Source organism: Streptomyces sp. NPDC041122 (assembly GCF_055592445.1).
In genome coordinates this window covers 847412-869010 of the sequence record NZ_JBVIYQ010000001.1, presented here as the reverse complement: position 1 = coordinate 869010, position 21599 = coordinate 847412, and the positions used below count along the sequence as shown (strand labels likewise).

Annotated in this window: 23 protein-coding genes, 1 tRNA gene and 2 riboswitches; of the genes, 16 read left to right on the top strand and 8 right to left on the bottom strand. The window is 70.4% G+C overall.

Translation table 11 applies throughout. From position 1 onward, the window contains the following. Positions 1-165 precede the first annotated feature (165 nt). The 8 genes from ACZ6B8_RS03785 to ACZ6B8_RS03750 all read left to right on the top strand — a co-directional run bounded on the left by ACZ6B8_RS03785 (position 166) and on the right by ACZ6B8_RS03750 (position 6770). The gene (locus ACZ6B8_RS03785; RefSeq protein ID WP_471088962.1) at positions 166-1677 is read left to right on the top strand and encodes an amino acid permease; all 1512 of its coding nucleotides are present in this window, start codon (positions 166-168) and stop codon (positions 1675-1677) included. 87 nt (positions 1678-1764) lie between these two features. Beyond that, positions 1765-2187, top strand: coding sequence for a M67 family metallopeptidase (locus ACZ6B8_RS03780; protein WP_355816925.1), 423 nt, complete (start codon positions 1765-1767; stop codon positions 2185-2187). Between the two features lie 3 nt (positions 2188-2190). Continuing rightward, a riboswitch (cobalamin riboswitch) is annotated at positions 2191-2311 on the top strand. Between the two features lie 44 nt (positions 2312-2355). Next, the gene (locus ACZ6B8_RS03775) at positions 2356-3327 is read left to right on the top strand and encodes an ABC transporter substrate-binding protein (protein WP_471606181.1); all 972 of its coding nucleotides are present in this window, start codon (positions 2356-2358) and stop codon (positions 3325-3327) included. Positions 3328-3407: 80 nt separating this feature from the next. Then, complete coding sequence (locus ACZ6B8_RS03770; RefSeq protein ID WP_471606459.1) at positions 3408-4421, top strand: FecCD family ABC transporter permease; 1014 nt, start codon at positions 3408-3410, stop codon at positions 4419-4421. Next, positions 4418-5212 (top strand): ABC transporter ATP-binding protein, encoded by a 795-nt coding sequence (locus ACZ6B8_RS03765; protein WP_471088966.1) that lies wholly within the window; start codon positions 4418-4420, stop codon positions 5210-5212. The genes ACZ6B8_RS03770 and ACZ6B8_RS03765 overlap by 4 nt, the downstream gene beginning before the upstream one ends. A gap of 66 nt (positions 5213-5278) precedes the next feature. Beyond that, positions 5279-5380 carry a putative leader peptide gene (locus ACZ6B8_RS03760; protein WP_355816933.1) on the top strand — a complete coding sequence of 34 codons (102 nt, stop codon included), beginning with the start codon at positions 5279-5281 and terminating at the stop codon, positions 5378-5380. Between the two features lie 145 nt (positions 5381-5525). Then, positions 5526-5804, top strand: coding sequence for a MoaD/ThiS family protein (locus ACZ6B8_RS03755; protein WP_471088969.1), 279 nt, complete (start codon positions 5526-5528; stop codon positions 5802-5804). Between the two features lie 12 nt (positions 5805-5816). Then, complete coding sequence (locus ACZ6B8_RS03750) at positions 5817-6770, top strand: PLP-dependent cysteine synthase family protein (protein WP_471606180.1); 954 nt, start codon at positions 5817-5819, stop codon at positions 6768-6770. A gap of 467 nt (positions 6771-7237) precedes the next feature. Here the strand turns inward: ACZ6B8_RS03750 and ACZ6B8_RS03745 are convergent, their stop codons facing one another. Beyond that, positions 7238-7699: a type II toxin-antitoxin system PemK/MazF family toxin gene (locus ACZ6B8_RS03745; protein ID WP_471606179.1), complete on the bottom strand. Its 462-nt coding sequence runs from the start codon at positions 7697-7699 to the stop codon at positions 7238-7240. A gap of 199 nt (positions 7700-7898) precedes the next feature. Between ACZ6B8_RS03745 and ACZ6B8_RS03740 the strand changes: the two genes are divergently transcribed. After that, positions 7899-8651, top strand: coding sequence for an MBL fold metallo-hydrolase (locus ACZ6B8_RS03740; RefSeq protein WP_471088974.1), 753 nt, complete (start codon positions 7899-7901; stop codon positions 8649-8651). 35 nt (positions 8652-8686) lie between these two features. On the opposite strand, the gene ACZ6B8_RS03735 is transcribed toward ACZ6B8_RS03740, so the two are convergent. The 3 genes from ACZ6B8_RS03735 to ACZ6B8_RS03725 all read right to left on the bottom strand — a co-directional run bounded on the left by ACZ6B8_RS03735 (position 8687) and on the right by ACZ6B8_RS03725 (position 12537). Continuing rightward, a complete protein-coding gene (locus ACZ6B8_RS03735) occupies positions 8687-9613 on the bottom strand; it encodes a DUF7916 family protein (protein WP_471606178.1) in 927 nt (308 codons plus the stop codon). A gap of 89 nt (positions 9614-9702) precedes the next feature. Next, entirely contained in the window at positions 9703-10968 is a 1266-nt protein-coding gene (locus tag ACZ6B8_RS03730) for a PTS transporter subunit EIIC (RefSeq protein ID WP_471606177.1), read from the bottom strand. Between the two features lie 255 nt (positions 10969-11223). After that, on the bottom strand, positions 11224-12537 hold the full coding sequence (locus tag ACZ6B8_RS03725) for a PTS transporter subunit EIIC (protein ID WP_471088980.1): 1314 nt from the start codon (positions 12535-12537) through the stop codon (positions 11224-11226). Positions 12538-12681: 144 nt separating this feature from the next. Here ACZ6B8_RS03725 and ACZ6B8_RS03720 point away from each other — a divergent pair, with 144 nt between their 5' ends. The 4 genes from ACZ6B8_RS03720 to rdgB all read left to right on the top strand — a co-directional run bounded on the left by ACZ6B8_RS03720 (position 12682) and on the right by rdgB (position 15099). Continuing rightward, complete coding sequence (locus ACZ6B8_RS03720) at positions 12682-12981, top strand: PTS sugar transporter subunit IIB (RefSeq protein WP_362368633.1); 300 nt, start codon at positions 12682-12684, stop codon at positions 12979-12981. 174 nt (positions 12982-13155) lie between these two features. Beyond that, positions 13156-13911: a ribonuclease PH gene (rph, locus tag ACZ6B8_RS03715; protein ID WP_471088982.1), complete on the top strand. Its 756-nt coding sequence runs from the start codon at positions 13156-13158 to the stop codon at positions 13909-13911. A 155-nt stretch (positions 13912-14066) separates the two neighbouring features. Beyond that, positions 14067-14462, top strand: coding sequence for a hypothetical protein (locus tag ACZ6B8_RS03710; RefSeq protein ID WP_471088984.1), 396 nt, complete (start codon positions 14067-14069; stop codon positions 14460-14462). A 31-nt stretch (positions 14463-14493) separates the two neighbouring features. Continuing rightward, entirely contained in the window at positions 14494-15099 is a 606-nt protein-coding gene (gene rdgB / locus ACZ6B8_RS03705; RefSeq protein ID WP_471606176.1) for an RdgB/HAM1 family non-canonical purine NTP pyrophosphatase, read from the top strand. Between the two features lie 53 nt (positions 15100-15152). On the opposite strand, the gene ACZ6B8_RS03700 is transcribed toward rdgB, so the two are convergent. From ACZ6B8_RS03700 to bcp, 3 genes are all read right to left on the bottom strand, one after another. Continuing rightward, positions 15153-15236: transfer RNA gene (locus ACZ6B8_RS03700), tRNA-Leu, on the bottom strand. A gap of 124 nt (positions 15237-15360) precedes the next feature. Next, positions 15361-16857: a glycine betaine/L-proline transporter ProP gene (gene proP / locus ACZ6B8_RS03695; RefSeq protein WP_471088990.1), complete on the bottom strand. Its 1497-nt coding sequence runs from the start codon at positions 16855-16857 to the stop codon at positions 15361-15363. A 128-nt stretch (positions 16858-16985) separates the two neighbouring features. Continuing rightward, positions 16986-17453 (bottom strand): thioredoxin-dependent thiol peroxidase, encoded by a 468-nt coding sequence (gene bcp / locus ACZ6B8_RS03690; protein ID WP_384253751.1) that lies wholly within the window; start codon positions 17451-17453, stop codon positions 16986-16988. 162 nt (positions 17454-17615) lie between these two features. Here bcp and ACZ6B8_RS03685 point away from each other — a divergent pair, with 162 nt between their 5' ends. From ACZ6B8_RS03685 to ACZ6B8_RS03675, 3 genes are all read left to right on the top strand, one after another. Next, complete coding sequence (locus ACZ6B8_RS03685) at positions 17616-17936, top strand: DUF3618 domain-containing protein (RefSeq protein ID WP_471088992.1); 321 nt, start codon at positions 17616-17618, stop codon at positions 17934-17936. A gap of 65 nt (positions 17937-18001) precedes the next feature. Beyond that, complete coding sequence (locus ACZ6B8_RS03680) at positions 18002-18346, top strand: GroES family chaperonin (RefSeq protein ID WP_389713242.1); 345 nt, start codon at positions 18002-18004, stop codon at positions 18344-18346. A 65-nt stretch (positions 18347-18411) separates the two neighbouring features. Further along, a riboswitch (guanidine-III (ykkC-III) riboswitch) is annotated at positions 18412-18483 on the top strand. Positions 18484-18529: 46 nt separating this feature from the next. Next, positions 18530-18850 (top strand): DMT family transporter, encoded by a 321-nt coding sequence (locus ACZ6B8_RS03675; RefSeq protein WP_471088995.1) that lies wholly within the window; start codon positions 18530-18532, stop codon positions 18848-18850. Positions 18851-18913: 63 nt separating this feature from the next. Here ACZ6B8_RS03675 and ACZ6B8_RS03670 read toward each other — a convergent pair whose 3' ends face one another. After that, positions 18914-21475 carry a transglycosylase domain-containing protein gene (locus tag ACZ6B8_RS03670; protein ID WP_471606175.1) on the bottom strand — a complete coding sequence of 854 codons (2562 nt, stop codon included), beginning with the start codon at positions 21473-21475 and terminating at the stop codon, positions 18914-18916. Between the last annotated feature and the right edge of the window lie 124 nt (positions 21476-21599).

Here is a 21599-nt window from a genome sequence, read left to right as displayed (position 1 = left end):
GTGATACATCTTCACGACCGCTCGGCGACGCCACCCATGTCGCCGGGGGCGCTCGAGCCGGCAGACCGCCGGTAGCACTCCATCCATATCCGGGGGGATCAGGACCTGATCCGCAGCCACAACGCAGATGTGCGGGCGCGGATCAGCATGGAGAAAGGCGTCACCATGACCTCAGTGCAGGTCGAAGAGCACCACGGCGAGCCTGGCGGCAATGGTGTCGTGCAGGGCGGCCCGTCCGGCGAGGGCGAGGGCTACCAGCGCGGGCTCGGGGCCCGGCAGATCCAGATGATCGCGATCGGCGGTGCCATCGGCACCGGCCTGTTCCTCGGCGCGGGCAAAGCCATCCACAAGGCAGGGCCCAGCCTCATCCTGGCGTACGCCATCGCGGGCCTCGTCATCTTCTTCATCATGCGGGCGCTCGGCGAGCTCCTCATGTACCGGCCCGTGTCCGGCTCCTTCTCGGAGTACGCACGCGAGTTCATGGGCCCGTTCTTCGGATTCGTGACCGGCTGGACGTACTGGCTCTTCTGGGTCGTCACCGGCATCACCGAAGTCACCGCGGCCGCCCAGTACATGCAGTACTGGACCCATGACTCATTCCCGCAATGGGCCTACGCGCTGGTCTTCACCGTCATCCTGTACGGCGCGAACCTCATCTCCGTGAAGCTCTTCGGTGAGCTGGAGTTCTGGTTCTCGATGGTCAAGGTCACCGCCATCATCGGCATGATCCTGATCTGCGTCGGCATCCTCACCATCGGCTTCTCCGACGCCGGGGACACCGCCTCCGTGACCCACCTCTGGGACGACGGCGGCTTCTTCCCCAACGGCATCGGCTCCACGCTGATGACCCTGCAGATCGTGATGTTCGCCTTCCTCGCCGTCGAGCTGGTCGGCGTCACCGCGGGCGAGTCCAAGGACCCCAAGACCGTCCTGCCCAAGGCCATCAACACCGTGCCGTGGCGCATCGCCGTCTTCTACGTCGGCGCGCTCATCATGATCCTGTCGGTTGTCCCGTGGACCTCGTTCAAGCCGGGCGTCTCGCCGTTCGTGAAGGCCTTCGAGGAGATGGGTCTCGGCGTCGGCGCCGCGATCGTGAACTTCGTGGTCCTCACCGCCGCGCTCTCCTCCTGCAACTCCGGCATGTACTCCACCGGCCGCATGCTGCGCGACCTCGCGCTCAACGGCCAGGGCCCGAAGTTCTTCACCAAGCTCACGAAGAACGGCCTGCCGCTGACCGGCACCACGGTCTCCGCCGCCTTCATGCTCGTCGGCGTCTGGATCAACTACCAGTGGCCGGGCGAGGCGTTCAACTACGTCGTCTCCTTCGCGACCATCTCCGGCATGTGGGCCTGGATCATGATCCTCGCCTGCCAGATCCGCTACCGCCGCAAGGCCGACCGCGGCGAGCTGCCGCAATCCACGTTCCGCGCCCCGGGCGCGCCGTACACCAGCTGGTTCGCGCTCGCCTTCATCGGCATGGTCATCGTGATGATGGGCGTCGACAAGGACGCGCGCATCTCGCTGTACGCCGCGCCGGTGTGGGCCCTGATCCTGACGGTCTCCTACCTCGTGCTCAAGAGCCGCAACCCGCAGGCTGCCGCCTTCACCAAGCAGAAGGTCGGCGCCCAGGGCGGCACGGACGGCCCGTCCGACGGCGACCCGCTCAGCAAGGACTGACCGGCCCCCCAAGGCCGATGTCCAGCATTCGGGCCCGCCCGTACCACACTTCGGTACGGTGCGGGCCCTCTGCTTATCCTGGCTCCCATGCTGACCATCACCCAGGCCCTCCACGACCAGATCGTCGCGCACGCGCGCAAGGACCACCCCGACGAGGCCTGCGGCGTGGTCGCGGGGCCGGAGGGCACCGACCGGCCCGAGCGGTTCATCCCGATGCTGAACGCCGCGCGCTCGCCCACGTTCTACGAGTTCGACTCGGGTGACCTGCTCAAGCTCTACCGCGACCTCGACGACCGCGACGAGGAGCCGGTGATCGTCTACCACTCGCACACGGCGACCGAGGCCTACCCCTCGCGCACCGACATCACGTACGCCAACGAGCCCGGCGCGCACTACGTCCTGGTCTCCACCGCCGACACCGACGGCGCGGGCCCCTTCCAGTTCCGCTCGTACCGGATCGTGGACGGCGAGGTCACCGAGGAAGAGGTAAAGGTCGTCGAGGCATACTGAGCTTCACTCATGAGGGCGGCAGGACCCAGGAAGCCGGTGCGAACCCGGCACGGTCCCGCCACTGTGACCCCGGCCCCGCGCAGGGCCGGGGGAGTCAGGAACTGACCTGCCGCCTTTCTCCACGCAACGCAGGGGACGCGGAAATCCCCTGGAGGAGGCAGCTCAGCCATGTCCCGCCGCCACACCGGCATACGCGCGCTCGCCGCGGCCACCCTGCTCGTCCCGCTCGCCGCGTGCTCGTCGGCGGACACCGACGGCGACACGAAGCCCGCCGCGCGGGCGGCCGGATTCCCGTACACCGTCACCAACTGCGGCGTGCGGACGACGTACGACGCGCCCCCGAAGCGCGCCGTCACCATGAACCAGCACACCACCGAAGTGATGCTGGAACTCGGCCTGCAGGACCACATCGCCGGCACCGCCTATCTCGACGACAAGGTGCTGCCGAAGTACGAGAAGGCGTACAGGTCGCGCCCCGTGCTCGCCGAGGAATACCCCTCGTACGAGAAGCTGCTCGCCGCCAATCCCGACTTCGTGTACGGCGGTTACCCGAGCGCCTTCCTCGCGGGCGACGGCCGCAGCCGCTCCGCGCTCGCGAAGTCGGGCATCAAGACCCGCCTGAACGTCGAGGGCTGCGCGAACAAGCCCGTCTCCATGGACGACGTCTACCGCGAGGTCCGCGAGGTCGGCGCCACCTTCGGGGTGCGCGACCGTGCCGAGAAGTGGGTCGCGGGCGCCCGCCGCGAACTCACCGCCACCGCGAAGAAGTCCCGGGGCGAGAAGGCGCGGTCCGTCTTCGTCTACGACAGCGGCGACAAGACCGCGTTCACCGCCGGCGGCCGCGGCATCGGCAACGACATCATCGAGCGGGCCGGCGGCCGCAACGTCTTCGCCGACGTCGACAAGTCCTTCACCGACGCCTCCTGGGAGAAGGTCGTCGAGCGCGGGCCCGAGACCATCCTGATCCTCGACTACGGCGCCACGACCGTCGCCCAGAAGAAGAAGCGCCTCCTGGAGGATCCGGTCCTGCGGGACGTCCCGGCCGTCAGGAACAAGCGCTTCGCGGTGCTGCGACTGTCGGACGTGGTCACCGGCGTACGAGCACCGGAGGCGGTGAGGAAGCTGGCGGCGCAGCTGTGAGGCGCACCCGGGCATTCCAGCCCGTCCGGCGTTCGAGGACGAGCCCGAAGGGCGATCGACGGGACGCACGGGGTCGGCGCCTGGTCGTTCTGACGGTACTCACAGTCACCCTCGCGGCAGCGATACTCGCCGGGCTGGCCCTGGGCTCGGTCCGGATCCCGCCGGGCCAGGTCCTGGACATCCTCACGGGGCGGGCCGGACCCTCCCCCTTCCGCACCATCGTGCTGGACGTCCGCCTCCCCAGGGTCCTGCTCGGCGCAGCCGTCGGCGCGGGCCTCGCCGTCATCGGCACCGTCCTGCAGGCCCTCGTCCGCAACCCGCTCGCCGACCCGTTCCTGCTCGGTGTCTCCTCCGGCGCCTCCGTCGGCGCGGTCTCCGCCATCGTGCTCGGCGGCGTCTTCGGCCTCGGCACCGCCCTGTCGACCACCGTCACCATCCCGGCCGCGTCCTTCGCGGGCGCGCTGGTCTCCCTGGTCCTCGTCCACGGCCTGGCCCGAAGCGGGGGCGGCGGCCTCGCCACCGGCCGGCTGATCCTCGCGGGCGTCGCCGTCTCCTACATCCTCACCGCGCTCACCAGCCTCATCCTGGTCACCGCCGACAGCGCGGACCACCTCAAGGAGGTCCTGTACTGGACGCTCGGCGGCCTCGGCAGCGCCCGCTGGGACATGCTCGCCCTGCCCTGCACCGTCCTGCTCCTCGGCACGGCCCTCCTGACGGCCCTGGCCCGCCCCCTCGACCTGCTCCTCGCCGGTGAGGAGGGCGCCACCGTCCTCGGCCTGGACGCGACCCGCTTCCGCGTCACCGTCTTCGTCCTCGCCTCCCTGCTCACCGGCGTCCTGGTCGCCTACAGCGGGGCCATCGGCTTCATCGGCCTGATGGTGCCGCACGCCGCCCGCATGCTGGTCGGCGCCGCGCACCGCGCGCTGCTCCCCGTCGTGGCGCTGATGGGCGCGGTCTTCCTGGTCGCCGCCGACCTCGCCGCGCGCACCGTCGCCGCCCCGCAGGACATCCCCGTCGGCGTGCTCACCGCGCTGACCGGCGGCCCGTTCTTCCTGTACCTGCTGCGGCGGCGCACCGAAGGAGTACCGGCATGACGCCGAACCCGTTGCCCGGCGAGTTGCGCACCGAAGGACTCTCCTACGAGGTCGACGGCCGGCTCCTCGTCGACTCCGTCGACCTCACCGCCGCCCCCGGCGAGACCGTCGGCGTCGTCGGCCCCAACGGCAGCGGCAAGACCACGCTGCTGCGCTGCGTGTACGGCACGCTGCGCCCCACCGCGGGCCGCGCCCTCCTCGACGGCGACGACCTGCACGCGCTGTCCGCGAAGGCGCGCGCCCGGCGCCTGGCCACCGTCCCGCAGGACGGGCAGGCCGCCTTCGAGCTGACCGTACGGCAGGTCGTCGCGATGGGCCGCTCCCCGCACAAGCGGTTCTGGGAGGCCGACACGGCGGCCGACGACGCGCTCGTCGCGGCGGCGCTGGCCCGGGTCGGCGTCGCGGAGCTCGCCGACCGTACCTTCCCCTCGCTCTCCGGCGGCGAGCGGCAGCGCGCGCTGGTGGCCCGCGCCCTGGTCCAGGAGCCGACCCTGGTCGTCCTCGACGAACCCACCAACCACCTGGACATCCGCTACCAGCTGGAGATCCTCTCCTTCGTCCGCGGCCTGGGCACCACCAACCTGCTCGCCCTGCACGACCTGAACCTCGCCGCGTACTACTGCGACCGCCTGCACGTCCTCGACGGCGGCCGCCTCGTCGCCTCCGGGGCGCCGAAGGAGGTCCTCACCACCGAGCTGCTCGCCACCGTGTACGGGGTGACCGCCGAGGTCAGCACCCATCCGCTGACCGGCGCCCCGACGGTCGTCTATCTGCCGCCGCCCGCATCCTGAACGGATTCCGTCCACGAGCTGAGATCACATTCCGGGATCCGGACCGGGAATCGATACGATGACCGCATGGTTCCCCACGACGTGAGCGAAAAGACGCCGGGCGCACTGCTCGTTGCGCGGCTGCACGTCGACCTGTGCCGCCTCGCCAGCGCGATCTGTTCCCGCTGAACCGCGCCGCCGCACGGCCGTGGGCCGCGGCAACGGCGCCTCCGTACGCGCGCCACCAGCAGCGCGGCACCGCCGCGCGCCCACACCCCGCACTTCCACGACGCACTTCCACGACGCACTTCTCGACTCCCGACAGGAGCCCAGCATGGCCATCGAGGTCCGCATCCCGACCATCCTCCGCACCTACACCGACGGCGAGAAGGCCGTGCAGGGCAGCGGGAACACCCTCGCCGAGCTCTTCACCGACCTCGACTCGCGCCACAACGGCATCGCCGAGCGCATCGTGGACGGCGACAAGCTGCGCCGCTTCGTGAACGTGTACCTGAACGACGAGGACGTCCGCTTCCTCGACGGCATCTCCACGAAGCTCGCCGACGGCGACAGCGTCACGATCCTGCCGGCCGTCGCCGGCGGCATGGTCTAGGCCCGATCCCGGATGCCTCGCTACGACTCCCCGCTCGCCGCGGTCGGCAACACGCCGCTCGTCCGCCTGCCGCGGCTCTCGCCCTCGGACGAGGTCCGCATCTGGGCCAAGCTGGAGGACCGCAACCCGACCGGCTCCATCAAGGACCGGCCCGCCCTCCACATGGTCGAACAGGCCGAGAAGGACGGCCGGTTGACGCCCGGCTGCACGATCCTGGAGCCGACCTCCGGCAACACCGGCATCTCGCTCGCCATGGCGGCCAAGCTCAAGGGCTACCGCATCGTGTGCGTGATGCCGGAGAACACCTCCCAGGAGCGGCGCGACCTGCTCGCCATGTGGGGCGCCGAGATCATCTCCTCGCCGGCCGCGGGCGGCTCCAACACCGCGGTCCGCGTCGCCAAGGAGCTCGCCGCCGAGCACCCGGACTGGGTGATGCTCTACCAGTACGGCAACCCGGACAACGCGGGCGCCCACTACGCCACGACGGGCCCGGAGATCCTCACCGACCTCCCCTCCATCACCCACTTCGTGGCGGGCCTCGGCACCACGGGCACGCTCATGGGCGTCGGCCGCTACCTGCGCGAACAGAAGCCGGACATCAAGATCGTCGCGGCCGAGCCCCGCTACGACGACCTCGTGTACGGCCTGCGCAACCTCGACGAGGGGTTCGTCCCCGAGCTGTACGACGCGTCGGTCCTGACCACCCGCTTCTCGGTCGGCTCGGCCGACGCGGTCACCCGTACCCGCGAACTCCTCCAGCAGGAGGGGATCTTCGCGGGCGTCTCCACGGGGGCGGCGCTGCACGCGGCGATCGGGGTGGGCAGGAAGGCGGTCAAGGCCGGCGAGCCGGCCGACATCGTCTTCGTCGTGGCCGACGGCGGCTGGAAGTACCTGTCGACGGGCGTCTACACCGCGGCGACGACGGAGGCGGCGATCGAAACGCTGCAGGGCCAACTCTGGGCGTAGGGCTTGCCGCCGCCCCGGGTGACGGTCCATCGCCGGCTGCGCCTGGCTCGTCCTCATACGCCGGACGGGCTTGAGGTGACGGGGCTCGGTCGATCGCCGGCTGCCGCCGAGCTCGTCCTCAAACGCCGGACAGGCTGATACTCCGCCGCGCCGGACGGCTGGAAGTCCGTCGCGGAGAACGGGCTGCAACTCTGCCACGTCCCGGACACCGCAGCCCTGCCCGAGAAGTCGTCCCCGGCGGCGGGATCTTCAGCCTGTCCGGCGTTTGAGGACGAGCCCGGCGGAGCCGGTGATTGACGGTGCTGGGGTTCCGGTCCGGGCGTCGGTGGTTTCAGCCTGTCCGGCGTTTGAGGACGAACTCGGCGGAGCCGGTGATTGACGGTGCTGGGGTTCCGGTTCAGGCGTCGGGGATTCCAGCCTGTCCGGCGTTTGAGGACGAGCCAGGCGCAGCCGGCGACAGAACCCGCTCAGCCCGCCAGGAACCGCACCTGATCCCACACCACCGGATCCACCACCCCCGCCCGCCGCCGGAAGTCGCCCAGCGGGACCTCCCGCAGCTCGTCCGTCTCCAGGAAGCTGGGGCGGCCCTGCGCGTCGCCCACCGCGCCCGGCGGCAGCGTGATCACGCCCGACCGCTCGTCGTGGTACTTGCTCGTGATCTTCGCGACCCGGGCGCTCCGCCCGTGCACCGAGAGGACCAGACACGGCCGGTCCTTGCCGCCCGGGCCGTCCTCGTACGGCACCCGCGCCCACCAGATCTCCGCGGGCCGCGGCGCGGGCAGCCGCCGCCGCGGCCCGCGCGGCGGCCGGGTCCGGCCCGGCGGCCGTGAGCTGGGCACACGCGGGCCGCGCCCCCAGCCGTCCACCAGCGTGACGACGAGCGCGAGCACCACCACGGCGGCCAGCGCGAGCCACCAGGACGTGTCCATGAGGACGACGGTACCGGCGCACGCCCCGTGCCGCCCACCGCGCCCCGGGCGCCCCAAGAGACCCCCGAACCGGTGACAGCGCAGGTGAGTTCCCCCACAACGGCCCGCGACGGAGGAGCGACCAGGCCTTTTGCGCCTTACGCTCGACGGACCGCACACCACCCCTCAGCTCTCCTGTCAGCGCGGAGGTTCCAGCTACATGAAGCTCACCGTCGTCGGCTGCTCGGGGTCGTTTCCGTCCGCGGACTCGGCCTGCTCGAGCTACCTCGTCGAGGCCGACGGCTTCCGGTTGCTGCTCGACATGGGCAACGGCGCCCTCGGCGAGCTGCAGCGCCACATCGGCCTGTACGACCTGGACGCGGTCTTCCTCAGCCATCTGCACGCCGATCACTGCATCGACATGTGCGCGTACTTCGTCGCCCGCTACTACCGGCACGAGGGCGGCCGCTGCGCCCCCATCCCGGTCTACGGTCCCGAGGGCACCGAGCAGCGGCTCACCACCGCGTACGCCGACACGCCCTCCGCCTCCTCGATGAGCGAGGTCTTCGACTTCCACACGGTCAAGCCCGCCTCGTTCGACATCGGCCCGTTCGCCGTGCGCACCGAGAAGATGTGCCACCCGGTCGAGGCGTACGCCATCCGCGTCGAGCACGGCGGGAAGTCCCTCACGTACTCCGGGGACACCGGGCCCACCGCGGCCCTGGACGAACTCGCCGGGGGCACCGACCTCTTCCTCTGCGAGGCGGCCTTCACGCACGGCAAGGAGAACATCCCCGACCTGCACCTGAACGGCCGCGAGGCGGGCGAATCCGCCCGGCGCGCCGGTGCGGGAAGGATGCTGCTCACCCACATCCCGCCGTGGACCGACCCCCAGGTGAACCTCGCCGACGCCCGCGCCGTGTACGACGGCCCGACCGAGCTCGCCGCGTCCGGCGCCACGTACGAGGTCTGACCGGCCGGACGGTCCCGGCGCCGCCGGCAGCGGTCTCAGTCCCGCCGGAAGCCGCGGCCGCCCAGCGCCATCCGGTTCCACGTGTGGCGGCGGCCGCGGATCGCCACCGAGTAGTCGTACATCACCTCCGGGTCGCACATCCCCGGCAGGAACGAGTCCCCGAAGTGGTGGGCGTCGACGCCCACCTCCTTGGCGGTCAGGGCGAGTTGGGGCACCACGTCGCCGTGGCTGCCCTCCTGGCTGGTGCCGATCGCGCCCATCACCACCGCGCCCGCGTCCTGCACCGCCGCCACCGCCTCGGCCGCCAGCTCCCGGGTGACGCCCGGCAGCGTGCCGGGCAGGGGGAGGACCACCCCGTCCGCGCCCGCGTCCACCAGTGACGTCAGCCGCTCCACCGTGACCCGCTCCGGGTGCCCCGCGTGGTGCATCTTGCCGCTCCACAGCGCCACGTCGTCGCCGAGCCCGGCGCGCAGCTCCTCGGTGACCCGCGCGAGCCCCTCGTACGACCCGCCCGTGCCGGGGTTGGCGGTGAGGCAGAGCATCGCCGCGCCCATGTCGATCAGGCGTTTGGCGTACTCCGGCCTGGCCCGGCGGATCTCGGGGACGTCGCCGGGCTCCAGGTTGATGCCCACCGGGCGGCCGATGTACGCGGCGAGGTCGGCGATGGAGGCGAAGGTGCCGAGGCCCGGCAGGTGGAGCCGCTCGCCGTCCCAGGCGCGCTCGATGAGGTTCAGTACGACGATGTCGGCGCCGAAGGCCGCGACGAGCTCGGCGTTGTGCACACCCGGCATGCCCGGCATCGGGATGAGGGCGGCGCGGTCGGCGAAGACCTCGGCGACCATGGTGCGGCCCTCGGCGGCGGCCACCGAGGCGGTCAGGGCGCGGCCGCGCAGGGCGGCGAGGCGCTCGCGGTCGAGGTCGAGGATGCGGGGGGTGGCCCTGTGGCCGTGCGGGTCGCTCATGTCTCGACCGTATGCGGCCGGGCACGACGAAGCCCCTCGCCGTTGGTACCGATGGCGAGGGGCTTACGTCACTCAGCTGCGGGCGGAGGCTACTTGGCCTCGGCCTTCTGGAGCTCGGCGAGCTCCTCGTCGGACTCGCGGCCCGGCGTCGGCAGGTTGAACTTGGTGATCGCGAAGCGGAAGACCACGTAGTAGACCGCCGCGAAGCAGAGGCCGACCAGGGCCAGGCCCAGCGGGTTCTTCGCGATGCCGAAGTTGATGGCGTAGTCGACGAAGCCGGCCGAGAAGCCGAAGCCGTCCTTCATGCCGAGCGCCCAGGTCAGCGCCATGGAGACACCGGTGAGCACCGCGTGGATCGCGTACAGGACCGGCGCGATGAACATGAAGGTGAACTCGATCGGCTCGGTCACACCGGTCACGAACGCGGTGGCGGCGAGCGAGAACATCATGCCGCCGACGACCTTGCGGCGCTCGGGACGGGCGCAGTGCGTGATCGCGAGGCAGGCGGCGGGCAGCGCGAACATCATGATCGGGAAGAAGCCGGTCATGAACTGGCCCGCGGTCGGGTCGCCCTCGAGGAAGCGGGCGATGTCGCCGTGCTTGCCCTCGTAGTCACCGGCCTGGAACCAGGGGAAGGAGTTCAGCAGGTGGTGCATGCCGACCGGGATCAGCGCGCGGTTGGCGACACCGAAGATGCCGGCGCCCACGGCGCCCGAACCGACCAGCCACTCACCGAAGTTGTGCAGGCCGGTGCCGAGGACGGGCCAGATGTAGCCGAAGACGATGCCGATGAACAGGCCCGCGAAGGCCGACAGGATCGGGACCAGGCGGCGGCCGCCGAAGAAGCCGGCCCAGTCGGGCAGCTTCGTGCGGTAGAAGCGCTGGTAGATCAGGGCGACGACGATGCCCATGACGACACCGCCGAGCACGCCCGCGTCGACGGCCTTCTCGGCCATGACTATCTTGCCGTCGACGACCGTCTCGACCTTCGGCAAGTTCTTGTCCGTGAAGGTGCCGAGGACGTTCTTGAAGACCAGGTAGCCGGTGACGGCCGCGAGGGCAGTCGAGCCGTCCGACTTCTTGGCGAAGCCGATCGCGATGCCGACGGCGAACAGCAGCGCCATGTTGTCCATGATCGCGCCACCACCGGCGGCCATGAACTCGGCGATCTTGTTGATGAAGCCCGGCATGGACGGCTTGCCGAGCATGTCGTCGTGGCCCAGGCGGACCAGGAGCGCTCCGGCGGGCAGCACGGCGACCGGCAGCATGAGGCTGCGGCCGATGCGCTGCATGACAGCCATCACGCCGGCGCCCTTTTTCTTCTCGGCCGCGGGGGCGGCATTGGCCGTGGGCACAACTTCCTCCAGTGGGCAAGGCGCCGCCTGGGGACAGGGAAGTGGAAGACGGCGGCGTCTTTGGGGGACGCGGCGAGAAGGCCGCGTGGTCTACACCAATAAGTGGTGTAGACCTGTTGTAGCACGGTGAAGGTGACGTAAGGAACCCGCGATTCCTGTGGGGTCTGCCATATCCCGACATGACAGACCAAAGACCCCCGGACAAAGGTCCGAGGGCCTGGAAGCGGACGGCGCGGAACCCGCCGCGAGCGGAAGTTACGCCTTCGTCTGCTCCCTGTCCAACGCCTCCGATTCTTCCTCCGGTTCACGTCCCGGCGTATGCAGATCGAACTTCGTGATGACGAAGCGGAACAGCGCGTAGTACACGACGCCGAAGCACAGCCCGATCGGGATGATCAGCCATGGCTTGGTCGCCAGGCTCCAGTTGATGACGTAGTCGATCAGCCCCGCGGAGAAGCTGAACCCGTCCTTCACGCCCAGCGCCCACGTCACCGCCATCGACACACCGGTCAGCACCGCGTGGATCGCGTACAGCGCCGGGGCGATGAAGAGGAACGAGTACTCGATCGGCTCGGTGATGCCCGTGACGAACGACGTCAGACCGACCGAGAGCATCAGGCCGCCGACCACCTTGCGCCGCTCCGGGCGCGCGCAGTGCGTGATCGCCAGCGCCGCCGCGGGCAGCGCGAACATCATGATCGGGAAGAAGCCGGAGGTGAACTGGCCCGCCGTCGGGTCGCCCGCCAGGAACCGGTTGATGTCACCGTGCACCATCGTGCCGTCGGGCTTGGTGTAGTCGCCGAACTGGAACCACACGAAGGTGTTCAGGAACTGGTGCAGGCCGACCGTGAGCAGCGCGCGGTTGGCGACGCCGAAGATGCCCGAGCCCAGCCAGCCGAGGTCGACCAGCCACTTGGAGAAGCTGGTCAGCGCGTCGCCGATGGGCGGCCAGATCCACACGCAGAGCCCCGCGAAGACCAGACCCACGAAGGCCATGATGATCGGCACGAGCCGGCGCCCGTTGAAGAAGCCGAGCCAGTCGACCAGCTTCACGCGGTGGTAGCGCTGCCAGAACCAGGCCGCGAGCAGCCCCATCACGATGCCGCCGAACACCCCCGGATTCTGGTACGGCGCCTGCGCGACCGTCCCGTCCTCCGCCACGCAGACGCCGCCCCACATCCCCGCGCCGCCGAACGTGGTGTCCTGCGGGCAGCCGTCGGGAAAGGCGCGCAGCACCGCGTAGTAGACGAGGAACCCCGCGACCGCCGCCAGCGCCGTGGAGCCGTCCGACTTCTTCGCCATGCCGATCGCGACGCCGATGCAGAACAGCAGCGGCAGGCCGAGCGTGGAGTCGAGCAGCGAACCGCCCGCGGCCGCGAAGACCTTCGCCACGTTCGTCCACCCGAGACCGTCGTCGCCGAACACGTCGGGCTGTCCGAGACGGTTCAGGATGCCCGCCGCGGGAAGCACGGCGATGGGCAGCTGCAGGCTGCGTCCCATCTTCTGCAGGCCCTGGAAAAGACCGTTCCACCACTTCTTCTGCGGCACCGCGGCGGCTGCGGAACTCATCGGCGTCCCTCCCGGAACAAGCCAGGTTTGGCGGTCGTTGAAAACTGGTGTAGACCAGTTGCGGTACGTGTGGGAGCGGCGCCCGGCCGGGGCCGGCACCTTGACCGTCATCATTGGGCACGACTGCCGTAACCGCCCGCGAAGATGGTCCAACCGTGCGTTACCGTGGCAAAGCGGTCCCCCGGCCGCGAGAAACACAGGGAGAAACACATGGCCAGCAAGGCTGAGAAGATCGTTGCCGGGCTCGGCGGCATCGACAACATCGAAGAGGTCGAGGGCTGCATCACCCGCCTCCGTACCGAGGTCAAGGACCCCGCCCTGGTCGACGACGCCGCGCTGAAGGCCGCCGGCGCGCACGGCGTCGTCAAGATGGGCACGGCCGTCCAGGTCGTCATCGGCACGGACGCCGACCCGATCGCGGCGGACATCGAAGACATGATGTGAGACCGGTTCCCCGGACTCACCCCTGAGGGGCCCTCCCGCACGCCGGGGCGGCCCCTTCGGCCGTGCGGGCCCCCCTTCTGACGCGCGGGCCTCCCGAAGCGCGGGCCTCGCCGGCCTCTGCCGCCGCACGCGACCGCGGGACGCGCCCACCCCGCCTCCCGCTAGGCTCGACGCATGTCCTCAACTCCCGGCATCGACACCCCCCGCATCGACGGCCGCACCCCCGAACAGCTCCGCCCGGTCACCATCGAACGCGGCTGGAGCAAGCACGCGGAGGGCTCCGTCCTCATCTCCTTCGGCGACACCAAGGTCTTCTGCACCGCCTCCGTCACCGAGGGCGTGCCGCGCTGGCGCAAGGGCAGCGGCGAAGGCTGGGTCACCGCCGAGTACTCGATGCTGCCCCGCTCCACCAACACCCGCGGCGACCGCGAATCCGTACGCGGCAAGATCGGCGGCCGCACCCACGAGATCTCCCGCCTCATCGGCCGCTCCCTGCGCGCCGTCATCGACTACAAGGCGCTCGGCGAGAACACCGTCGTCCTCGACTGCGACGTCCTCCAGGCCGACGGCGGCACCCGCACCGCCGCCATCACCGGCGCCTACGTCGCCCTCGCCGACGCCGTCGCCTGGGCCCAGGGCAAGAAGCTCGTCAAGCACGGCCGCAAGCCCCTCACCGGCACCGTCAGCGCCGTCTCCGTCGGCATCGTCGACGGCGTCCCGCTCCTCGACCTCTGCTACGAGGAGGACGTACGCGCCGACACCGACATGAACGTCGTCTGCACCGGCGACGGCCGCTTCGTCGAGGTCCAGGGCACCGCCGAGGCCGAGCCGTTCGCCCGCAAGGAGCTCAACGCGCTCCTCGACCTCGCGGTCGGCGGCTGCGAGGAGCTCGCCGCGTTCCAGCGCGCGGCGCTCGAAGCGACGCGCTGACACCCTCCGCGCGCCCCTCGCGCGCGACGGCGGCCCCCGGCGACGTACGTCACGCCGCACCGGAGGCAACCACCCACCCCCCACCGGACGTTATTACGAGTACGGGCGCACGGGCAGAACCGCGCGTCCGTACGTACCCGGGGAGGGACCGAACCATGGCCGCGCGACACCGTCGTATCGCCACCGCCGTCGCCACGGCACTGATCGTCATTCCGGCCGGCGTGGGCCTCGTCGGCTGCGACGCCGTCTCCAAGGCCCTGGACTGCGTCCAGACCGCGGACACCATCGCCGACAGCGTCACCGACCTCCAGCAGGCCGTGGAGAACGCCGGCGACAACCCCGCCGCGGCGGACCGGGCGCTCGACGACATCGGCAAGAACCTCGACAAGATCGACGCGAAGACCGACGACACGGACGTGAGCAAGGCCGTCGACCACCTCGACCAGGCCGTCGACAACGTCCGCACCGCCATCAGGAACGGCGACAGCACGCCGGACGTCGGCCCCGTCACGGACGCGGCGGGCGAACTGACGAAGGTCTGCACGCCGTAAGGGGGCCCGCCGGGACGGCGATACTGGGGGCATGACCCGCCTCATCCTCGCCACCCGTAACGCCGGCAAGATCACGGAACTCCGGGCGATCCTCGCCGACGCAGGCCTCGACCACGACCTCGTCGGCGCGGACGCCTTCCCCGACGTACCCGACGTCAGGGAAACGGGCGTCACCTTCGCCGAGAACGCCCTCCTCAAGGCCCACGCCCTCGCCCGGGCCACCGGCCTGCCCGCCGTCGCCGACGACTCCGGCCTCTGCGTCGACGTCCTCGGCGGCGCGCCCGGCATCTTCTCCGCCCGCTGGGCCGGCCGCCACGGCGACGACCGGGCCAACCTGGACCTGCTCCTGGCTCAGCTCGGCGACATCGACGCACCGGAACACCGCGGCGCCCACTTCGCCTGCGCGGCGGCGCTGGCCCTGCCGGACGGCACGGAACGGGTGGTGGAGGGCCGCCTGCGCGGAGTCCTGCGGCACGCCCCCGCGGGCACGGGTGGCTTCGGCTACGACCCGATCCTCCAGCCGCAGGGCGAGTCCCGCACGTGCGCGGAGCTGACGGCGGCGGAAAAGAACGCGATCAGCCACCGCGGGGAGGCGTTCCGGGGGCTGGTGCCGGTGGTGCGGGAGCTGCTGGGCTGAGAGGAGCATGCAAATGGCCTGCGCTCACATCTTGGATTCGCAGGCCATTTTTGTGCGGCGGAAGGGATTCGAACCCTCAAGCCCGGTCAAGGGCCACAGATCCTAAGTCTGCTGCGTCGCCACTGCGCCACCGCCGCCAGCCGCCAGCCATCGTACCGGGCGGACGGCCGGGGACGGCCGGGGGATGCCGCGCGATGTCCGGATGCGGCAGCGGCCCGTCCCACGTGGGGAACGGGCCGCTGCGACAGGGGACGGTGAAGGTCAGAACCGCGGCGACGGGGCCTGGGCCTCGACCAGTTCTGCCGCTTCCTCCTTCGTCTCCACCGACGGCGGGGAGCCCGTCAGCGGCTGCTGTGCCGTCTCCTTCATGCACGCCACCGCGATGACACCGACGACCGCCGCCGCCATCGAGTAGTACGCGGGGATCATGTCCGTCCCCGTCACGCTGATCAGCGACGTGATGACCAGCGGAGCGGTGCCGCCGAAGAGGGAGGCGGAGATGTTGTAGCCGACGGAGAGGGAGCCGTAGCGGACCGACGTGGGGAACAGGGCCGGGAGCGTCGCCGACATCGTGCCGAGCAGGCAGACCAGCGAGAGGCCGAGCAGCAGCATGCCGGCCGAGACCCCGAGCAGGCTGCCCTGCTTGATGAGCAGGAACGCCGGGATGGAGAGGACGAGGAAGCTCACCATGCCCGTCATCAGGAGCGGCTTGCGGCCGAAGCGGTCGGAGAGCTTGCCGACCTGGGTGATGATCAGCATCAGGACGATCATCGTGCCGATGAGGATGAGCAGGCCGTGCGAGTCGTCGTAGCCGAGCTCGTCGGAGAGGTACGTCGGCATGTACGACAGGAGCATGTAGTCGGTGATGTTGTACGCGCCGACCAGCGCGATGCACAGGACCAGCGTCGGCCAGTGGTCGCGGAAGATCTTCGCGAGGTCGCCCTTGGCGGTGGTCTCCACGGCGGAGGCGCCCTCGCTCGCCGAGTGGTAGGTCGCGTCCTCCATCTTCTGGAACGCGGGGGTCTCGTCGAGCTTGAGCCGCAGGTAGAGGCCGACCAGGCCGAGCGGGCCCGCCACGAGGAACGGGATGCGCCAGCCCCAGGAGTCCATGGAGTCGGAGCCGAGGGCGGAGTTGAGGATGAGGACCAGGCCCGCCGCGCCGGTGTAGCCGGCGAGGGTGCCCATCTCCAGGAAGCTGCCGAAGAAGCCGCGGCGCTTGTCGGGGGCGTACTCGGCGATGAAGGTCGAGGCGCCGCCGTACTCGCCGCCGGTGGAGAAGCCCTGCACCAGGCGGAAGAAGATCAGCAGGACCGGCGCCCAGAAACCGATGGTGGCGTAGGACGGGATCAGACCGATGGCGAGCGTGCCGATCGCCATCATGATCATCGTCAGCGCGAGGACCTTCTTGCGGCCGATCTTGTCGCCCATCGGGCCGAAGACCATGCCGCCGATGGGGCGCACGAGGAACGACACCGCGAAGGTGGCGAAGGACGAGATCAGCTGGACCGTGTCGTTCCCGGACGGGAAGAAGACGTGGCCGATGGTGACGGCCAGGTAGCTGTAGATGCCGAAGTCGAACCATTCCATGGCGTTGCCGAGCGAGGCGGCTTTGACCGCCCGCTTGACGGCGGCCTCGTCGGTGACCGTGATGTCGGTCCGGCGCAGGGGCGGGTTCTTGCGGCGTCTGACGGCCCGGAAGAGGTTCCGGTGCCGCTTCACCGCCTCGGCGTCGGCCGCGATCTCTTCGTTGGCCGCCATGGAGTGGTTCCTTTCATTCTTCGTACAAGTTCCCCGGGGGATCACTTGCTCGAAGATGGCCGATGCAAACGAGAGCCCCCCGGGAGGGGGGCTTCGTCACAGTGCGGCGGGAAGGGGCGAGCCGGTTCTCAGACGCCGAGGTCCCTGATGATCTTCGCTACGTGGCCCGTCGCCTTCACGTTGTAGAACGCGTGCTCGACCTTGCCCTGCTCGTCGACCACGACGGTCGAGCGGATCACGCCGGTCACCGTCTTGCCGTAGAGCTTCTTCTCGCCGAAGGCGCCGTACGCCGCGAGGGTCTCCTTGGAGGGGTCGCCGACCAGCGTGACCTTGAGGTTCTCCTGCTCGCGGAACTTCGCGAGCTTCTCCGGCTTGTCCGGCGAGACGCCGATGACGTCGTAGCCGGCGGCGGCCAGCGCGTCGAGGTTGTCGGTGAAGTCGCAGGCCTGCTTGGTGCAGCCGGGGGTGAGGGCGGCCGGGTAGAAGTAGACGATGACCTTGCGGCCCTTGTGGTCGGCCAGCGAGACGTCCTTGCCGTCGGCGTCGGGCAGGGTGAAGGCGGGGGCGGTGTCGCCGGGCTGCAGTCGCTCGCTCATGCGCGGTCTCCTCGTACGGGGCTTGCATCGGGGGTGTGATGACGGAGTCGAGCGTAATAGGGGTGCCGTGGGGTGCGGTGCGCGCGAAGCTGACAGACTGTGGGGTAAGGATTCACGGATTGACCGGTTCAGATTCTCAGCTACGACGACGGAGGCAGCGCGGTGTCGGATGCCAGGACCCCTGCGCAGATCGAGGCGGACATCAAGCGCCGGCGCGACCAGTTGGCCGAGACCCTCGACGAGATCGGGGTGCGTGTCCACCCCAAGACGATCGTCGGCGACGCGAAGGCGAAGGTCGCCTCCAGCGTGGACCACACACTCGGGCGGGCGTACGTCGGGGCGAACCGCTTCGTCTCGGACCTGCGGGGACAGCTGGTCAGGGAGGACGGCGCGCCGCGCATCGAGCGGATCGTGCCGGTCGCCCTGGTGGCGGTGGGCCTCGTAGGGCTCCTCGTGGTGAGCTCGCGGCGGCGCGCCGACTGAAGGCCGGCGGATGAGCGCCGACCCGGGAGACCACGGCGGCGGCCGGGACAGGTAGGTTCTGGGGCGTGAGCGAGAAGAACCCCCACGACGACAAGCTGCCCATCCGCATGCTGCACGACCGCGTGCTCGTGCGGCAGGACACCAGCGAGGGCGAGCGGCGCTCCGGCGGCGGCATCCTGATCCCCGCGACCGCGGCGGTGGGCCGCAGGCTCGCCTGGGCCGAGGTGGTCGCGGTCGGGCAGAACGTCCGCACGGTCGAGCCCGGTGACCGGGTCCTGTACGACCCGGAGGACCGCGCCGAGGTCGAGGTGCGGGGCGTGGCCTACGTGCTGATGCGCGAGCGCGATCTGCACGCGGTGGCCGCCGACCGCTTCGAGGGCTCGGAGGACTCGACGGGGCTCTACCTGTAGACCTGTGGCGGTGCGCCCGTGAGCTGGGTGGAGGGGCCGGTGACCAGCGTCACCGGCCCCTCACGCATGGGTTTTGCTACGGTGGAACGACCCCGACGAGACGCGCCGTACCGGGTTTTCCGCAAAGACGACGCACCCCATCAGGTAACGCGTTCACGCGTATCACTCGTCGGAGGTGCCGTCATGGCCTGGGTTCTGCTGATCGTCGCCGGTCTGCTCGAAGTGGGCTGGTCGATCGGGATGAAGTACACGGACGGTTTCACGCGGCTGTGGCCCAGCGTGCTCACCGGCATGGGCATCGTCGCCAGCATGATGCTGCTGTCGCAGGCCGCCAAGACGCTGCCCATCGGTACGGCCTACGGGGTGTGGGTCGGCATCGGCGCGGCCGGCGCCGCGGTGCTGGGCATGGTGATCCTGGGTGAGCCGGTCACCGCCGCGCGGATCTTCTTCGTCTGTCTGCTGCTGGTCGCCGTGGTCGGCCTGAAGGCGACGTCCGGCCACTAGGGCCGAGGGCCGCGGGCGCGGGGAGGAGCGGGGGCCCGGCCGCGACCGGGGCCCCCGGCCCACCTATCCGTCCGTGATGCCGCCCAGCGCGCCCCCGTCGTCCGTGCCGCCGTCGGGTGACCCCCCGGTGTCGGTGCCGCCGTCCGTGGGGCCGCCCTGGACGCCGCCGTCGGTCGGCCCGCCGTCGACGGTGCCGCCGTCCGTGGTGGGGCCGCCGTCGTTCGTGCCGCCGTCGGGGCCACCCGTCTGGCCGCCCGTCCTGCCGCCGTTCTGGCCGCCGTTCCGCTGGCCGCCGTCGGTGGTGCCGCCGGTGTCCGGGCCGCCGGTCGTGGTGGTGCCGCCGGTGTCCTGCTCGCCGCCGGTGTCGGTGCCGCCGTCCGTGGTCCCGCCGGTCTCCGGGTCGCCGGTGTCACCCGTGCCCGGGTCGGTCGGCGGCAGCGGCTCGTCGGAGCCCTGCTCCAGCTCCAGGTCGAAGTCCTTGACCGGCTTGCCCTCCAGGGCGGCCTTGGTGAACTGCGCCCAGACGCGTGCCGGGTAGGCGCCGCCGTTGATGCGCTGCTCGCCGAGCGCCCCGTACAGCGGGGTGTGGGCGCCGGTCTCCGGGTTCTGGCCCATCACCGAGACCACCGTCGCGAGCTCGGGGGTGTAGCCGGCGAACCAGGCCGCCGTGTCGTTCTCGGCGGTGCCGGTCTTGCCCGCGGCGGGGCGGCCCGCGCCCTGCGCGGCCGTTCCGGTGCCGCCCTGGACGACGCTCTGCAGGATCGAGGTGGTGGTGTCCGCGGCCTCGCGGGTCACCGCCTGCTCGGTCTTCTGCTCCGGCAGCTCGATCTCCCTGCCGTCCCGGGTGATCTTCTCCACGAGGGTGTACGTGCCGTGCTTGCCGTGGTTGGCCAGCGTCGCGTACGCCTCGGTCATGTCGAGGACGCTCGCGGTGGACGGGCCGAGCGCGATCGAGGGGGAGGCGTTGAGGTCGGGGGTGCTCTCCGGGACGCCGAGGTCGATCGCGGTGTCCTTGACCTTGTCGGAGCCGACATCGACGGCCATCTGCGCGTACACCGAGTTCACGGACTTGTCGGTGGCGGTGCGGACGCTGATGTCGCCGTAGTCGACGTTGTCCTCGTTCTCGGGGGCGTACGAGCCGCCGCTCCAGCCCTGCACGGGGCGCTTGTTGGTGCCGTCGTAAATGGTGTTCGGGGTGATCGGGCGGCCGTCCTGGGTGACCGAGCCGTTCTGCACGGCGGAGGTGAAGACGAACGGCTTGAAGGTGGAGCCGACCTGGTAGTCGCGGCGCGTGGCGTTGTTGACGTACTGCTTGGTGTAGTCGATGCCGCCGTACATCGCGACGACCTTGCCGGTCGCCGGGACGATGGAGGCGCCGCCCGCGCGGACGTTGCGGTCGGCCTTGCGGGCGTCCTTGTCGACCTTGTCCATCACCTGCTCGTCGACGGCCTTCTTGAAGGCGTCCTGGCGGTCCTTCTGCAGGGTCGTGGTGATGCGGTAGCCGCCCTTGGCGAGGGTGTCCTCGTCGATGATGTCGTTGCCGGTGAGGTAGTCCTCGACGGCCTTGACGACATAGCCGCGCTGGCCGGAGAGGCCCGCCGCGCCCTTGGCCGCTTCGGGCTTGGGGAACTTCGCCTTCGCCCGCTCGCCCCGGGAGAGCCAGCCCTCCTTGACCATGCCGTCCAGGACGTAGTTCCAGCGGCCCGCCGCACGCGGCTTGTTCTCCGGGTGGGTGGCGACGTCGTAGGCGTTGGGGGAGTTGAGGAGGGTCGCGAGGTAGGCGCCCTGGGCGGTGGAGAGCTCCTGGACGTTCTTGCCGAAGTAGGCCTGCGCGGCGGCCTGGATGCCGTAGGCGTTGCGGCCGAAGTAACTGGTGTTGAGGTAGCCCTCCAGGATGTCGTCCTTGCTCACCTCGCGGTCCAGCTTGATGGAGATGAAGAACTCCTTCACCTTGCGGCTGACCGTCTGCTCCTGGCCCAGGTAGTAGTTCTTCACGTACTGCTGGGTGATGGTGGAGCCGGACTGCTTGCCCTTGCCGGTGACGGTGTTCCAGGCCGCGCGGATCATCGCCTTCGGGTCGACCGCGGACTCGCCGTAGAAGTCGCGGTCCTCGGCGGCCAGCACGGCGTGCTGCACGGTGAGCGGGACCTGCTTGAGCGGCACCTTCTCGCGGTTGACCTCGCCGTCGCGGGCGATCTGGGTGCCGTCGGAGTAGAGGTAGACGTTGCTCTGCTTCGTGGCCGCCTTGTTGGCCGGCGGGATGTCGACCAGCATGTAGCCCGCCATGAAGGCGCCCACGACCAGCAGGATCAGCAGGATGAAGCCGCCGAGCACCATGCGCCAGGTGGGGAAGATCCGCCGCCAGCCCTTGCGCTTGGGCCGCTTCGGCTTCTTGCCCTTGCCCTTGCCGGGCTCGGCGCCCTCGGCGCCCTGACCGGACCCGCCGTCACCGCCGTCGCCCGCGCCCCCGTCACCGGCCTTGCCGCCCCTGCCGCCGGCACCGCCGTCCGCGGCCGCCGTGCCCCCGGGTGCGTCCGGCGGCGCCCCGGCGGGCGTGTCCTGCGGCTCCCTGGGCGCCCAGCCCTGGCGCCCGGCAGGACTCTGCTGCTGCGGCTCGTCGCTCATGTCTTGCGGAACTCCCGGTCTGCTTCGTACGTCCAGTACGCCTCGTCCACCCCATGGCGCCCCATGGCCCCCCCCGTGCCCACCCATTGCACACCCAGTCACAGACGTTCGTGACCAGGCACGC

Coding starts and splice junctions, on each gene's coding strand:
- ACZ6B8_RS03755 (WP_471088969.1), top strand. CDS start 5,526: ATGGCCATCGAGGTCCGCATCCCGACCATCCTCCGCACCTACACCGAC.
- ACZ6B8_RS03725 (WP_471088980.1), bottom strand. CDS start 12,537: ATGAGTTCCGCAGCCGCCGCGGTGCCGCAGAAGAAGTGGTGGAACGGT.
- ACZ6B8_RS03735 (WP_471606178.1), bottom strand. CDS start 9,613: ATGAGCGACCCGCACGGCCACAGGGCCACCCCCCGCATCCTCGACCTC.
- ACZ6B8_RS03710 (WP_471088984.1), top strand. CDS start 14,067: ATGGCCGCGCGACACCGTCGTATCGCCACCGCCGTCGCCACGGCACTG.
- ACZ6B8_RS03785 (WP_471088962.1), top strand. CDS start 166: ATGACCTCAGTGCAGGTCGAAGAGCACCACGGCGAGCCTGGCGGCAAT.
- ACZ6B8_RS03675 (WP_471088995.1), top strand. CDS start 18,530: ATGGCCTGGGTTCTGCTGATCGTCGCCGGTCTGCTCGAAGTGGGCTGG.
- bcp (WP_384253751.1), bottom strand. CDS start 17,453: ATGAGCGAGCGACTGCAGCCCGGCGACACCGCCCCCGCCTTCACCCTG.
- rdgB (WP_471606176.1), top strand. CDS start 14,494: ATGACCCGCCTCATCCTCGCCACCCGTAACGCCGGCAAGATCACGGAA.
- ACZ6B8_RS03740 (WP_471088974.1), top strand. CDS start 7,899: ATGAAGCTCACCGTCGTCGGCTGCTCGGGGTCGTTTCCGTCCGCGGAC.
- ACZ6B8_RS03780 (WP_355816925.1), top strand. CDS start 1,765: ATGCTGACCATCACCCAGGCCCTCCACGACCAGATCGTCGCGCACGCG.
- ACZ6B8_RS03745 (WP_471606179.1), bottom strand. CDS start 7,699: ATGGACACGTCCTGGTGGCTCGCGCTGGCCGCCGTGGTGGTGCTCGCG.
- proP (WP_471088990.1), bottom strand. CDS start 16,857: ATGGCGGCCAACGAAGAGATCGCGGCCGACGCCGAGGCGGTGAAGCGG.
- ACZ6B8_RS03750 (WP_471606180.1), top strand. CDS start 5,817: ATGCCTCGCTACGACTCCCCGCTCGCCGCGGTCGGCAACACGCCGCTC.
- ACZ6B8_RS03670 (WP_471606175.1), bottom strand. CDS start 21,475: ATGAGCGACGAGCCGCAGCAGCAGAGTCCTGCCGGGCGCCAGGGCTGG.
- ACZ6B8_RS03765 (WP_471088966.1), top strand. CDS start 4,418: ATGACGCCGAACCCGTTGCCCGGCGAGTTGCGCACCGAAGGACTCTCC.
- ACZ6B8_RS03775 (WP_471606181.1), top strand. CDS start 2,356: ATGTCCCGCCGCCACACCGGCATACGCGCGCTCGCCGCGGCCACCCTG.
- ACZ6B8_RS03760 (WP_355816933.1), top strand. CDS start 5,279: ATGGTTCCCCACGACGTGAGCGAAAAGACGCCGGGCGCACTGCTCGTT.
- rph (WP_471088982.1), top strand. CDS start 13,156: ATGTCCTCAACTCCCGGCATCGACACCCCCCGCATCGACGGCCGCACC.
- ACZ6B8_RS03720 (WP_362368633.1), top strand. CDS start 12,682: ATGGTCCAACCGTGCGTTACCGTGGCAAAGCGGTCCCCCGGCCGCGAG.